The 13,057-nt window shown below is 60.7% G+C and carries 13 protein-coding genes; 3 read left to right on the top strand and 10 right to left on the bottom strand.

Annotated features, from left to right (window positions below):
- The first annotated feature begins 43 nt into the window (after positions 1-43).
- A complete protein-coding gene (locus tag FHW75_RS00065) occupies positions 44-445 on the top strand; it encodes a GFA family protein (protein WP_019099185.1) in 402 nt (133 codons plus the stop codon).
- Between the two features lie 6 nt (positions 446-451).
- On the opposite strand, the gene FHW75_RS00060 is transcribed toward FHW75_RS00065, so the two are convergent.
- The 10 genes from FHW75_RS00060 to FHW75_RS00015 all read right to left on the bottom strand — a co-directional run bounded on the left by FHW75_RS00060 (position 452) and on the right by FHW75_RS00015 (position 10,283).
- Positions 452-2,407, bottom strand: coding sequence for a DUF4105 domain-containing protein (locus FHW75_RS00060; protein WP_019099184.1), 1,956 nt, complete (start codon positions 2,405-2,407; stop codon positions 452-454).
- Positions 2,404-2,724 (bottom strand): DUF2388 domain-containing protein, encoded by a 321-nt coding sequence (locus FHW75_RS00055; protein WP_012316830.1) that lies wholly within the window; start codon positions 2,722-2,724, stop codon positions 2,404-2,406. Before FHW75_RS00055 ends, FHW75_RS00060 begins: the two co-directional genes overlap by 4 nt.
- Before the next feature lie 36 nt (positions 2,725-2,760).
- Positions 2,761-3,054, bottom strand: coding sequence for a DUF2388 domain-containing protein (locus FHW75_RS00050; protein ID WP_016712870.1), 294 nt, complete (start codon positions 3,052-3,054; stop codon positions 2,761-2,763).
- Positions 3,055-3,141: 87 nt separating this feature from the next.
- Positions 3,142-3,459: a DUF2388 domain-containing protein gene (locus FHW75_RS00045; RefSeq protein ID WP_016712871.1), complete on the bottom strand. Its 318-nt coding sequence runs from the start codon at positions 3,457-3,459 to the stop codon at positions 3,142-3,144.
- Positions 3,460-3,763: 304 nt separating this feature from the next.
- Entirely contained in the window at positions 3,764-3,979 is a 216-nt protein-coding gene (locus FHW75_RS00040) for a DUF1127 domain-containing protein (protein ID WP_003256968.1), read from the bottom strand.
- Between the two features lie 403 nt (positions 3,980-4,382).
- On the bottom strand, positions 4,383-5,876 hold the full coding sequence (locus FHW75_RS00035) for an acetyl-CoA hydrolase/transferase family protein (RefSeq protein WP_016712872.1): 1,494 nt from the start codon (positions 5,874-5,876) through the stop codon (positions 4,383-4,385).
- Positions 5,877-6,062: 186 nt separating this feature from the next.
- Positions 6,063-7,499, bottom strand: a complete 1,437-nt coding sequence (locus FHW75_RS00030) for an NAD(P)(+) transhydrogenase (Re/Si-specific) subunit beta (protein WP_019099183.1) — start codon at positions 7,497-7,499, stop codon at positions 6,063-6,065.
- Between the two features lie 2 nt (positions 7,500-7,501).
- Positions 7,502-7,816 carry an NAD(P) transhydrogenase subunit alpha gene (locus FHW75_RS00025; RefSeq protein WP_016484308.1) on the bottom strand — a complete coding sequence of 105 codons (315 nt, stop codon included), beginning with the start codon at positions 7,814-7,816 and terminating at the stop codon, positions 7,502-7,504.
- Between the two features lie 11 nt (positions 7,817-7,827).
- On the bottom strand, positions 7,828-8,949 hold the full coding sequence (locus FHW75_RS00020) for a Re/Si-specific NAD(P)(+) transhydrogenase subunit alpha (RefSeq protein ID WP_019099182.1): 1,122 nt from the start codon (positions 8,947-8,949) through the stop codon (positions 7,828-7,830).
- A gap of 434 nt (positions 8,950-9,383) precedes the next feature.
- On the bottom strand, positions 9,384-10,283 hold the full coding sequence (locus FHW75_RS00015; RefSeq protein WP_183673001.1) for a LysR family transcriptional regulator: 900 nt from the start codon (positions 10,281-10,283) through the stop codon (positions 9,384-9,386).
- Positions 10,284-10,444: 161 nt separating this feature from the next.
- Here FHW75_RS00015 and FHW75_RS00010 point away from each other — a divergent pair, with 161 nt between their 5' ends.
- Positions 10,445-11,626, top strand: a complete 1,182-nt coding sequence (locus FHW75_RS00010; protein WP_019099181.1) for an acyl-CoA dehydrogenase — start codon at positions 10,445-10,447, stop codon at positions 11,624-11,626.
- A gap of 14 nt (positions 11,627-11,640) precedes the next feature.
- Positions 11,641-12,861, top strand: a complete 1,221-nt coding sequence (locus FHW75_RS00005) for a CaiB/BaiF CoA-transferase family protein (RefSeq protein WP_019099180.1) — start codon at positions 11,641-11,643, stop codon at positions 12,859-12,861.
- Positions 12,862-13,057 lie beyond the last annotated feature (196 nt).

Genomic DNA, 13,057 nt, shown 5'->3' with positions numbered 1-13,057 from the left:
TTCAGCCAGCTTTCGCCGAAGCAAAGGCGACGAGAGGTAGGTGATGCAGGATGTGACCGAAGGGGGCTGCCATTGTGGCGCCTTGCGTTACCGGCTGGTGGGTGACCTGACAGACATCGCCCACTGCCATTGTTCGATTTGCCGGCGGGTAAGCGGTGGGTTGGTGGTGACCTGGCTCACCCTGCCCCGCGCGGGGTTTCAGTGGTTGGCGGGTGAGCCGAACTGCTATGTGGCGCCGGCCAGTTGCAGCCGGTACTTCTGTGGGCAGTGCGGGGCGCATGTGGCGCTGATGACTACCCATAGCCCGGAAACGGTCGATGTGACGGTGGCGACGCTAGATCACCCGGAGCGGGTCAGGGCCAACCGGCATATCTGGGTGGGTAGCCGGTTGCCTTGGTTGCACCTGGATGAGGATTTGCCTTCGGAGGCAGAAGAGAAACTGTAGGCAACATCACAGCTGCAGGCCTCCCGCTGCCTTGTGCAGTGCCCGCAAATGTTCGCCAATCTGCTTCACATTGGCCTCGACAGCCGCAATTTCCTTGGCCCGAGACGGCTCCAGCAGCGCCCTCACCTCTTTGTCCAGGCTGGTGCTCAAACGCAACAACTGTGCCTGGCGTTCGCTGCTCACCTGCTCAAGGTGCTTGCGCTCGTCGGGCTGCGGCAGCCCGTAGCCCTTGGCATCGAGCAGTTCTGCCGGGCGGCTGAGAAAGCCGCTGTTGGCGAGCATCTGCTTGAGGGTCGCATCGGCCTTGCTGACGCTGCCATCTTTCAAGGCAGCGGCATTCAGGTAGCGCTGCTTGACCTCGTCCTGGGCCAGCAGCAGTTGCCGGCGCAAGCTGGCCTGTTCGAGCAGCAGTAACGCGGCGCTGGTGCGCAGGTCGGCCTTGGCAAACCATGGACGGCGCTGCTCGGCATCCAGTGCCAGCCAGTCTTCGACCAGGGCCTGCTTGATCGGCAGCTGTTTGCGCAGCACCTCGAACATGGCCTGGTAGCGGTCGCGATAGGAATCGAACCGGTAGCCCAGGCGCAGCGCCTCACGCGGGTCATCCAGCACGCTGGTGTCTGCCAGCCCCCTGCCCTTGAGCACTGCCAGCAAGCCGTTGGGCATGATGCTGTCGAGGTCGTTGAGGCGTGGGTTGGCGGTACCGCTGCGCAGCAATTTCAACGACTCCACGGCACAGTTGTTGGACAGGAACCAGTAATTGCCGTCGTAGCTCCAGTGCATTTCGGCGGCCTGGCGTACGAGGCGCTCGATTTCGTCGCGGTTTAGCCTCAAGGGCACGGAAGCCAGGCTGCGCAGCTCGGTCTTGGTGTACTCGTCGATTACCTGGCCCAGCGGCAACACGAATAGCCGCGAGGGGTAGTTGCCGACCAGGCCGTCCCAGCTGGACAGCTGCACATCGTTGACGAAAGCGCGATACGACAGCACCAGGCTCTGGTCGAGGTCCAGGCGGCAGTCCGGCCCGCGTGGGCGGCCCGGCTTGCAGATCACCAGACGCAGCATGCTGTGGCCCCAGCGGCTGACCAGATTCTGGTTGGCTTCGGCCAGCAGGTAGTCCACTTCATAGACCCGCTCAGGGTCGATTTCACCCAGCGGCTGGCGGGCAAAGTCGCTGCCGGCATTGATGAACGGCAGGCCCTTGGCGCAGGTGTCCTGTTGCGGTGCCCAGCCGAAGTGCTCGCGCAGGTACTGGTTCAGCGCCGGGCGGCGGCAACCGTAGCTCGGGTCGAGGAGGAAGTACTCCATGTTGACCGCGATGTACTCCTTGGGGCTGCTCAGTTCATAACTGTCGGGGCTGCGCACGAACTGACCATTGTGCTGCTCGCGCTCGCCACGACGGCCTACGTACTGTTGCCAACCCGCCAGGTCGAGCAAACGCGGGTCGTCGCTGAGGGTGAAGCGGCGTTCGGCCTGGCCCCGGCACGCTTCGGGCAGGCCGATTTTGCCCAGCGTGCCTTGCTGGCGCTTGCAGCGGGCAATCAGCGAATGCTCGGCAGCGGGCCACAGCCGGGCACGGTCGTAGATATGGGTAAGCTCGTGCAGCACGGTGGCCAGCAATTCTTCGCGCACCGTGCCATGGGGGCGGTTGGTGCGTTCGGTAGCAGCGCTGCCGTCGGTGAGACCGGGCAGCAGGCGTCGATTGAGCTCAAGGGTGGACACCAGCGATGCCTGGCCGTAGGCATCTGCCGGCATGCTGTCGCTCCAGCTGACCCGCACGCGGCGGTCCAGCTGCTGCTTGAATCGGGGGGGCAGCTTGCCCAAGGCCTCATCGAGCAGGGCCTGGGTGGCTTGGGTTTGCTGCGGGTCCAGGCCGGTTGCCTGCAGCTGAAGCTGCAGGTCGGCCAATACGGGCGTGCCGGGCAGCGTCAGGGCGCAGCCGAGCAGCCAGGCACGCACGCGTTTCACAGTGCGAGGATGGCTTCGGCCAATACCTGGTCGCTGGCGCCACGCGCTTCTGGCACGCGCTCGCGCAGGGTGTTGAAGGCCGCCTCAAGCTGGGCGCCGCGAATGTCACCGTTGCTGGCGACGAAGCTTGCAGCGTCGTCATGGGCTTCGCGCACCACTTTGGAGTCGCGAATCGAGGTGGTGGTGTCCGAGGTGAAGTCGATCGAGCGGCCAAAGGCACGCACGATGATATTGCTGGTGGCCACCAGGGTCTGTGCCTGGGCCAGGTCGGCCAGCAGCAGCATGCCGAGGGTAGCGGCAATCAGCGGTTTACGCATGGAGCATCTCCGAAAAATACAGGGAGTCAGGTGTAGTTATTGGACGAGAATTGCCTGCGCCAGTTCCAGGTCGCCGACGGCGTGCCGTGCACAATTGTGGCGTAATGATTCCAGCGCAGCTTCCAGCCGCACACCGCGGATCTGGCCGTCGCTGGCCACGAAGGCCGCCGCATCGTCGCGCGCCTGGCGGACCAGTTTGCGATCGAAGGGTGCAGTGGTGACCTGGCTGGTGACATAGCCGGTAATGACCAGGCTTTGCGTGGTGGTATCCATGGCATGGGCGCTGGCCATGCCTGCAACAGAAAACAGCAGCGGCAACAGATAACGCATGGGCTCTACAACAGCTGGAAAGGTGGGGCGCAAAGGCTGGATGGCTGTGCTGGTAGCCACCAGCACAGCCAGAGGGCTCAGCTGGCGTCAGAGTGCCAGGATGGCCTGGGCCAGTTGCGCATCGCTGGCCTGCAACGCGGGTGCTTGCGAGCGGATGTGCAAGAAGGCGCTTTCCAGTTTGGCACCGCGGATGTCGCCCTGGCTGCCAACAAAGGCAGCGGCATCGTCGCGGGCGGCCTTGACGATCTTGTCGTCTTTGAACGAGGAGGAGATATCGGAAGTGGCATCGGTGGACGCGGCTACCGCGCCAACGACGGCGTCGGTGGTGACAACGAAGCTGGTGGCGTTTGCGGTGCCGGCCAGGCTCAGCATCAGGGCGGCGCCAATCAGGTATTTACGGGACATGATCGTGGACTCCTGGACTAGGGTCGGGTGGTTCTGCTTATCGGACGCTCGCACAGCTCGTCACGGTACTTTTAACAGTGGGTTCTACCAGACTGTGAAGCCAAGCGTATCACGCGCCGGTGTTTCTGGATGTTAATGAAAAGCGCGCCAACAAACTGTATCTATGTTTTTTTGGATTATCAAAACTGTACCTATTTGTTTGCGAGAGGTTCTAGCATGCGGCCTGAATGCAAAAAACCCGTTGCAGTTACCTGCAACGGGTTTCGGGAATTCGCGGTGCCGGCCGAAGCCGGCAAGCCGGTGCTTAGCGCCAGAAAGGCTTGCTCAGCTCTTCGTAACGCTGCGACTCGCTGATACCGGCGTCGGCCAGCAGACGGGCGTCCAGGCGAGCCAATTGACGGCGGCTAGCCATACGGCGCTGCCAAAGCAGCAGGGTGGACAGTGCGCGCAGCGGCAGCGAGGCGTTGGATTGCTGGGCGTTGCTTTCAAAAACCAGACCGGAACTGAGGGTACGTTCCATGATGCTTCATCCTTCCGCTTATGGCGGGATTAGGTAGTGATTTAACTGATGCCAATGATCCTCCTCTGTCGTCCATAACAGTAGATACAGTTCAGTTGAAAGACGATGACTCAGTTAACTGTGTAACCCTACTGTTGCACCCGAAACAAGCGCAACTGTACTGGTCTGCACGATATTGGTGCGTTTTTGACTGATGGGGGGATTTCAGGAGGAAGGGACTCGCAGAAATACCAGTACAGTAGAACAGTTTTTAATGGAGATTGTAAGGGTGTTGCGGAATCGGGCTTGCCCGCGGAACAGGCGACACGGAGGATGGCACCGGCTGTGCCGGTATTCCCGGCTAAAGCCGCTCCTGTAGAGCGCGTGACCGGAACAGCACACGCTGTTCCGGATCACGAATTGATCAGCTAGCCAGCATGCGCCCGGTTTCTTCCAGGTTTTCGTGCCAGCTCAGCGCTTCACGCAGAATGTGCGGGGTATGGCCGCCACGCTGGCAGGCACGATCGAAGTAATCGTTCAGCGCAGCGCGGTAGTCTGGGTGCACACAGTTGTCGATAATCGCCCGTGCCCGCTCGCGTGGTGCCAAGCCACGCAGGTCGGCCAGGCCTTGCTCGGTGACCAGGATGTCCACGTCGTGCTCGGTGTGGTCGACATGGCTGACCATCGGCACCACACTGGAAATCGCGCCGCCTTTGGCAATCGACTTGGTGACGAACACAGCCAGGTGGGCGTTACGGGCGAAGTCACCCGAGCCACCAATGCCGTTCATCATTTTGGTGCCGCACACGTGGGTGGAGTTGACGTTGCCGTAGATATCGAACTCCAGTGCGGTGTTGATACCAATGATGCCCAGGCGACGCACCACTTCCGGGTGGTTGGAGATCTCTTGCGGGCGCAGCACCAGCTTGTCCTTGTAGCGCTCAAGGTTGCCGAATACGTCGGCATTACGGCGAGTGGACAAGGTGATCGAGCTGCCCGAAGCGAAGCTCAGCTTGCCGGCATCGATCAGGTCGAAGGTGGAGTCCTGCAGTACTTCGGAGTACATGGTCAGGTCCTCGAACGGCGATTCGATCAGGCCGCACATTACGGCGTTGGCAATGCTGCCGATACCGGCCTGCAGCGGGCCGAGCTTGTTGGTCATGCGACCAGCTTCAACTTCTTTCTTGAGGAAGTTGATCAGGTGGTCGGCAATGCCTTGGGTTTCGTCATCCGGCGGCAGCACGGTGGATGGGGAGTCCGGCTGGTCGCTGATGACGATGCCGACGATCTTGGCCGGGTCGATCGGGATGGCGGTGCTGCCGATACGGTCGTCGACCTTGACCAGCGGGATTGGCGTGCGGGTCGGGCGGTAGGTCGGGATATAGATGTCGTGCAGGCCTTCCAGGTTGGGGTTGTGCGAGAGGTTGATCTCGACAATCACCTGCTTGGCGAAGATCGCGAAGCTGGCCGAGTTGCCTACCGACGTGGTTGGCACGATGTGGCCTTGCTCGGTAATGGCCACGGCTTCGATGACGGCGATGTCCGGCAGTTTCAGCTGCTGGTTGCGCAGTTGCTCGACGGTTTCCGACAGGTGCTGGTCGATGAACATCACCTGGCCGTCGTTGATGGCCTTGCGCAGGGTGCTGTCGACCTGGAATGGCATGCGGCGAGCCAGCACGCCGGCCTCGGTCAGTTGCTTGTCCAGGTCGTTGCCCAGGCTGGCGCCGGTCATCAGGCTGATTTTCAGTGGCGACTGCTTGGCACGTTCGGCCAGTGCATGCGGTACGGCTTTGGCTTCACCGGCGCGGGTGAAACCGCTCATGCCGACGGTCATGCCGTCCTCGATCAGACCAGCGGCATCAGCCGCACTCATTACCTTGCTGTGCAGGGAGGACAAGCGGATACGATCACGGTACATGGATTGTTATCTCGGGCTACTGAAACTACTGCAGCGCAGTCTAGAGATTTCGCCCATTGCCGTCCCACGACCATGGTCGTATGAGAAGCCCTGAAGTAGAGCCGTTGATCCGGATCAATAAAAGAAAAGCCCCGGCAGATTCTGACCGGGGCTTCCTTTATATCCGCTGGTTTTCAGCCGTGGGTATCAGTCCACAGCCTTGACCATGTCTTCGATCACTTTCTTGGCGTCACCGAACACCATCATGGTCTTGTCCAGGTAGAACAGTTCGTTGTCCAGGCCGGCATAGCCGCTGGCCATGGAGCGTTTGTTGACGATGATGGTCTTGGCCTTGAAGGCTTCGAGGATCGGCATGCCGGCAATGGGCGATTTCGGATCGTTCTTCGCCGCCGGGTTGACCACATCGTTGGCACCCAGCACCAACACCACGTCGGCCTGACCGAATTCGGCGTTGATGTCTTCCATTTCGAACACCTGGTCGTAAGGTACTTCGGCCTCGGCCAGCAATACGTTCATGTGCCCGGGCATGCGGCCTGCCACTGGGTGGATCGCGTACTTCACGGTTACGCCGTTGTGGGTCAGCTTTTCGGTCAGCTCCTTCAGCGCGTGCTGGGCACGGGCCACCGCCAGGCCATATCCCGGCACGATGATTACGCTGTCGGCGTTGCTGAGCAGGAAAGTGGCGTCGTCGGCCGAGCCGGACTTCACCGGGCGCTGCTCTTTGGAGCCTTGCGCCGCACCCGTATCGGTGTCACCGCCGAAGCCGCCAAGGATGACGTTGAAGAACGAACGGTTCATCGCCTTGCACATGATGTACGAGAGGATGGCGCCGGACGAACCTACCAGCGAACCTGCAATGATCAGCATCGAGTTGTTCAGCGAGAAACCGATGCCGGCCGCAGCCCAGCCCGAGTAGCTGTTGAGCATCGACACCACCACCGGCATGTCGGCGCCACCGATCGGAATAATGATCAGCACACCCATGATGAAGGCCAGAACCAGCATCAGGGTGAAGGCACTGTAGTGGCCGGTGAAGGTGAACAGCAGGCCCAGGGCAATGGTGGTCAGGCCGAGGATCAGGTTCAGCTTATGCTGGCCGGCGAACTGTACCGGTGCGCCCTGGAACAGGCGGAACTTGTACTTGCCCGACAGCTTGCCGAAGGCGATTACCGAGCCGGAGAAGGTGATGGCACCGATTGCAGCACCCAGGAACAACTCCAGACGGTTGCCGGTAGGGATCGGGTCGGTGATGGCGGCAACGATGCCCATCGACTGCGGCTCCAACACGGCGGCGATGGCAATGAACACCGCAGCAAGGCCGATCATGCTGTGCATGAAGGCGACCAGCTCCGGCATCTTGGTCATTTCGACGCGCTTGGCCATGATCGAACCGGCGGTACCACCAACCAGCAGGCCGACGATCACGTAGCCGATGCCGGCAGTAGCAAGCTCTGCCCCCAGCTTATAGATAAGGCCGACGGTTGTGAGGATGGCGATCCCCATGCCGATCATGCCGAACAGGTTGCCGCGCCGCGAAGTGGTCGGGTGCGACAGGCCCTTGAGCGCCTGGATGAAGCAGATCGACGCAACCAGGTACAGAAGTGTTACCAGATTCATGCTCATGCTTACTTCTGCCCCTCGTTCTTGGCTTTCTTCTTGAACATCTCAAGCATACGGCGGGTGACCAGGAAGCCACCGAACACGTTGACCGCGGCCAGGGCCACGGCCAGGGTGCCCATCAGCTTGCCTGCCGGGGTAACGGTCAGGGCCGCGGCCAGCATGGCGCCGACGATAACGATTGCCGAGATGGCATTGGTGACCGCCATCAATGGGGTGTGCAATGCCGGGGTGACGTTCCAGACCACGTGGTAGCCCACATAGATGGCCAGCACGAAGATGATCAGGTTGTAGATGCCGTGGGAAATCAGCATATCTTCCATTGTCGTGCTCCTTAGCCGTTCTTGCGGACGACCTGGCCATCGCGGCACATGAGGCAGGCCGCGACGATGTCGTCTTCGAGGTTGATGACCAGTGCGCCGTCCTTGTCGAACAGCAGCTTCATGAAGTCCAGCAGGTTGCGTGCATACAGCGCCGAGGCATCGGCACCCACTTGGGCAGGCAGGTTGGTCGGGCCGACAATGGTCACGCCGTTTTCCTGCACGACCTGGTCAGCAACCGTCAGCGGACAGTTGCCACCCTGGGCTGCAGCGAGGTCGATGACCACCGAGCCAGGCTTCATTTGCGCGACGGTTTCGGCGCTGAGCAAGGTCGGAGCCTTGCGGCCGGGGATCAGTGCGGTGGTGATGACGATATCCGCCTGCTTGGCGCGCTCATGCACGGCCTGGGCCTGGCGTTGCATCCAGCTGGCCGGCATCGGGCGGGCGTAACCACCCACCCCTTCGGCGCATTCGCGCTCCTCATCGGTCTCGTAGGGCACGTCGATGAACTTGGCGCCCAGCGACTCGATCTGTTCTTTCACGGCCGGGCGTACGTCGGACGCTTCGATCACTGCGCCCAGGCGCTTGGCCGTGGCGATGGCCTGCAGGCCGGCAACGCCCGCACCCAGAATCAACACGCGCGCGGCCTTAACGGTACCGGCAGCGGTCATCAGCATGGGCATGAAGCGCGGGTAGTGATGGGCCGCCAGCAACACAGCCTTGTAACCGGCGATGTTGGCTTGCGACGACAGCACGTCCAGGCTTTGCGCCCGCGATGTACGCGGTGCGGCTTCCAGGGCGAAGGCGGTAATGCCGCGTTCGGCCATTTTGCCGATCAGTTCGCTGTTGAAGGGGTTGAGCATGCCCACCAGAAGGCTGCCACTGTTGATCAGGGTCAGTTCCTGGTCGTTGGGGGCGACCACTTTGAGTACCAATTGGGCGCCGTAGGCGTCGGCGGCATTCCCCATGGAAGCACCCACGGCCTCATAGGCACTGTCCGGAATGGCGGCGTTAAGCCCTGCCCCCCGTTGGACGGTGACCTGATGGCCCTGGCCAATCAGTTTCTTGATGGTTTCCGGGGTCGCAGCGACCCTTGTCTCACCGGTCTGCGTCTCGAGAGGAACACCAATGTGCACGACTTTTCTCCTGCGGTGACCTTTTGTCTTTGTAAAAGCCAGCACACTTCGGATGGTGCGCTGGGGCGGTTGTGGAGCGCCGACCCGCCAGTTCCCGGGCGGGCGAAGCATTTTGCAGACGAACCAAGGGGCCTTCAACCGATTCTGGAGCGAAACGAAGTTAAAACTACAAGTCACCCTGTGACCGCTTGTCGCAGCAGTAAGGCTGTAGCCCGTCAAGCATGGGCTATTGGCAGATTAGGAGAAAAAAACAAAAATTTTTCAGTCATTTCGCTTACGGCACGCTGAGTGTCGCAAAATAACCCGCAAGGCCGCGCGCTTAGCAGGGTTAAAGGGTATTTTCTGGCTTGCATAACAGTTTACGGATATGCGACAAATCCATATATCTGTAGGTGTTTAAAATAATTGACTACAGGGTCAATTTGTCGCACTGCTCATTTTCTTGCTGTGTAGGCGTGAGCCTGGCTTACCAGCCAGTCCCGGAAGGCGCGTAGTGATGCCGATTCCACCTTGCGCTCCGGAATCATTAGATAGTAGGCCTTGTCGCTATCGAGGGCATGCCTGTTAGCGACCACCAGCCTACCCTCCTCCAGTTCGCGCTGGATCAGGAACGGCGGAATCAGCGCGATCCCCATTTCATGTATGGCCGCCTGGGCGAGCATCGAGAATAGTTCATAGCGCGGCCCTGTCATGTCGCGCTCCACATTCATCCCCAAGCTGCCGAACCATTGCCGCCAGGCATAGGGGCGCGTGCTTTGCTGCAGCAGAGGTAGTTGGGCGATGCGCTGTGCTTCAAGCATGCCCTGCCCGGCCAGCAATGCCGGGCTGCAGACGGGGACCGGGTTTTCCCCCATCAGCCGGTGAGACTGGGTGCCGGACCAGTCAGCATCACCGAAATAGATTGCGGCATCGAACGAAGTGTCGGCGAACAGGAATGGTCGGGTTCGGTTGGTGAGGTTGACCGTGACCTCCGGGTGGCGTTGCTGGAAGTCCTTGAGGCGCGGAAGCAGCCATTGAGTGCCGAAGGTAGGCACCACTGCCAGTTCGATCACGCTGGCCCCCTGCTGGCCCATCACCGACAAGGTATCGCGCTCCACGGCGTCCAGTTGGGTGGCAACCTGACGGCTATAGGAAAGGCCTGCTTCGGTCAGCTTCACGCCGCGGCGCGAGCGTCGGAACAGTTCCACATTGAGAAAGGCCTCCAGGCCGCCAATTTGGCGACAAACGGCGCCCTGGGTCAGGGCCAGCTCCTGGGCGGCCTTGGTAAAGCTCTCGTTGCGTGCTGCCGCCTCGAAGCAAACCAAGGCGGCGGTACTGGGGATCTTGCGGCGCATGTACGTCAACCTCACTTGTAAGGCTGTCAATATGGCGTTTTGCCGATTTACGAAGTGACAAATTATCACTAATTGGTGCGCAATCCTCGTTTGTCCCGGCGGCCGATCAGGCCTAGGCTCAAAGGCACAAGAAACTGCCCCCTATTTCGAGGATTTCGCTCATGGCCGGTAAAGCAAGCTTCAACTGGATCGACCCGCTGCTGCTGGATCAGCAGCTCACTGAAGAAGAGCGCATGGTGCGTGACAGCGCTTATCAGTTCGCCCAGGACAAGCTGGCCCCTCGTGTACTTGAAGCGTTCCGCCACGAGCAGACTGACCCGGCGATCTTCCGCGAGATGGGTGAAGTCGGCCTGCTGGGGGCCACCATCCCTGAGCAGTACGGCGGCAGCGGCCTGAACTACGTGTGCTATGGCCTGATTGCGCGTGAAGTGGAGCGTATCGACTCGGGCTACCGCTCGATGATGAGTGTGCAGTCGTCGCTGGTCATGGTCCCGATCAATGAGTTCGGTACCGAAGCACAAAAGCAGAAATACCTGCCCAAGCTGGCCAGTGGTGAGTGGATCGGTTGTTTCGGCCTGACTGAGCCTAACCACGGCTCTGACCCAGGCTCGATGATTACCCGCGCCAGGAAGGTAGATGGCGGCTACCGCCTGACCGGCAGCAAGATGTGGATTACCAACAGCCCGATCGCTGATGTATTCGTGGTCTGGGCCAAGGACGATGCCGGTGATATCCGCGGCTTTGTGCTGGAAAAGGGCTGGGAAGGCCTGAGTGCGCCGGCTATCCATGGCAAGGTTGGCCTGCGCGCCTCCATTACCGGTGAAGTCGTCATGGACAATGTGTTCGTGCCAGAAGAGAACATCTTCCCGGATGTGCGCGGCCTCAAAGGTCCGTTCACTTGCCTTAACTCAGCCCGTTATGGCATCTCCTGGGGGGCGCTGGGTGCTGCGGAAGCCTGCTGGCACACTGCGCGTCAGTACACGCTGGATCGCCAGCAATTCGGTCGCCCGCTGGCTGCCAATCAGCTGATCCAGAAGAAGCTGGCTGACATGCAGACCGAAATCACCCTGGCACTGCAGGGCTGCCTGCGCTTGGGGCGCATGAAGGACGAAGGGACGGCTGCGGTGGAGATCACTTCGATCATGAAGCGCAACTCCTGCGGCAAGGCGCTGGATATTGCCCGCATGGCGCGTGACATGCTGGGTGGTAATGGCATCTCCGACGAGTTCGGCGTGGCCCGTCACCTGGTCAACCTGGAGGTCGTCAACACCTACGAAGGCACGCACGACGTGCATGCATTGATCCTGGGGCGTGCGCAAACCGGTATCCAGGCCTTCTATTAATAAGGAGCCAGCCCATGGGCGCGCTATCACATCTGCGGGTGCTGGACCTTTCGCGCGTGTTGGCTGGCCCATGGTCTGGCCAGATTCTCGCTGACCTGGGCGCTGACGTGATCAAGGTCGAGCGCCCGGGCAGTGGTGATGACACGCGCGCGTGGGGCCCGCCCTTCCTGAAGGATGCTGCGGGTGACAATACCAGCGAGGCGGCTTATTACCTGTCGGCCAACCGCAACAAGCGCTCGGTGACCATCGACTTCACCCAGCCTGAGGGGCAGCGCCTGGTGCGTGAGCTGGCAGCCAAGTCCGATATCGTCATCGAGAACTTCAAGGTGGGCGGTCTGGCTGCTTATGGGTTGGACTACCAGAGCCTGAAGGCGATCAATCCGCAGCTTATCTATTGCTCCATCACGGGGTTTGGCCAGACCGGCCCCTATGCCAAGCGTGCGGGTTACGATTTCATGATTCAGGGGTTGGGCGGGCTGATGAGCCTGACCGGTCGCCCGGAGGGCGAGGAAGGTGCAGGGCCGGTCAAGGTGGGGGTGGCGCTTACCGACATCCTTACCGGGCTGTATTCCACGGTGGCGATGCTCGCTGCCCTCGCCCACCGGGATCAGGCCGGGGTGGGGCAACATGTCGATATGGCATTGCTCGATGTGCAGGTGGCTTGCCTGGCGAACCAGGCAATGAATTACCTGACTACGGGTGTCCCGCCTCGCCGGCTAGGTAATGCGCATCCCAATATAGTGCCCTACCAGGATTTCCCGACGGCGGATGGTGACTTCATTCTTACCGTGGGCAACGACAGTCAGTTCCGCAAGTTCGCCGAAGTGGCCGGGCAGCCACAATGGGCGGATGATCCGCGTTTCGCCACTAATAAGCTGCGGGTAGCCAACCGGGCGGAGCTGATTCCTTTGATCCGCCAGGCCACGGTGTTCAAGACCACGGCGGAGTGGGTAAGCCAGTTGGAAGCTGCGGGCGTGCCATGTGGGCCGATCAATGACCTGGCGCAGATGTTTCAGGACCCTCAGGTGCTGGCTCGGGGTTTGGCGGTGAGCATTCCCCATCCGTTGGCGGGTAGCGTTCCGCAGGTGGCAAGCCCGATACGGTTGTCGGAGACGCCAGTGGAGTATCGCCGGGCGCCGCCACTGTTGGGTGAGCACACTGAGTTGGTGCTGGAGGAAGTGTTGGGGCTGCAAGCGGGAGAGGTGCGGCGCTTGCGTGATGCGGGCGTGCTGTAGAGCTGTCCGGTGTTGCTGAAAAGCGGGGAGGCCGTCAGGCCTCCCCGCTTTGCTTTTCAGCGATGTTAAGGTTTCTTGAAATTAACGGTTGACGCGGTTTCGAATCCCCTTATAATGCGCCCCACTTCCAGCGACATCGGAACGAAAAACTCCTTGATATTCAATGAGTTAAATAGTTAAGGTGGCGTTGAAAGGG

It is taken from the genome of Pseudomonas sp. OG7 (assembly GCF_014192825.1).
Taxonomy (GTDB): Bacteria; Pseudomonadota; Gammaproteobacteria; order Pseudomonadales; family Pseudomonadaceae; genus Aquipseudomonas; species Aquipseudomonas monteilii.
The sequence above is the reverse complement of the archived record's forward strand: the minus strand, read 5'-3'. Positions and strand labels throughout refer to the sequence as shown.

Bases quoted from the DNA above. Each gene is read 5' to 3' on its own strand.
- FHW75_RS00005 (WP_019099180.1), top strand. From the start codon at position 11,641: ATGGGCGCGCTATCACATCTGCGGGTGCTGGACCTTTCGCGCGTGTTG.
- FHW75_RS00010 (WP_019099181.1), top strand. From the start codon at position 10,445: ATGGCCGGTAAAGCAAGCTTCAACTGGATCGACCCGCTGCTGCTGGAT.
- FHW75_RS00025 (WP_016484308.1), bottom strand. From the start codon at position 7,816: ATGGAAGATATGCTGATTTCCCACGGCATCTACAACCTGATCATCTTC.
- FHW75_RS00045 (WP_016712871.1), bottom strand. From the start codon at position 3,459: ATGTCCCGTAAATACCTGATTGGCGCCGCCCTGATGCTGAGCCTGGCC.
- FHW75_RS00030 (WP_019099183.1), bottom strand. From the start codon at position 7,499: ATGAGCATGAATCTGGTAACACTTCTGTACCTGGTTGCGTCGATCTGC.
- FHW75_RS00015 (WP_183673001.1), bottom strand. From the start codon at position 10,283: ATGCGCCGCAAGATCCCCAGTACCGCCGCCTTGGTTTGCTTCGAGGCG.
- FHW75_RS00035 (WP_016712872.1), bottom strand. From the start codon at position 5,876: ATGTACCGTGATCGTATCCGCTTGTCCTCCCTGCACAGCAAGGTAATG.
- FHW75_RS00040 (WP_003256968.1), bottom strand. From the start codon at position 3,979: ATGGAACGTACCCTCAGTTCCGGTCTGGTTTTTGAAAGCAACGCCCAG.
- FHW75_RS00050 (WP_016712870.1), bottom strand. From the start codon at position 3,054: ATGCGTTATCTGTTGCCGCTGCTGTTTTCTGTTGCAGGCATGGCCAGC.
- FHW75_RS00065 (WP_019099185.1), top strand. From the start codon at position 44: ATGCAGGATGTGACCGAAGGGGGCTGCCATTGTGGCGCCTTGCGTTAC.
- FHW75_RS00055 (WP_012316830.1), bottom strand. From the start codon at position 2,724: ATGCGTAAACCGCTGATTGCCGCTACCCTCGGCATGCTGCTGCTGGCC.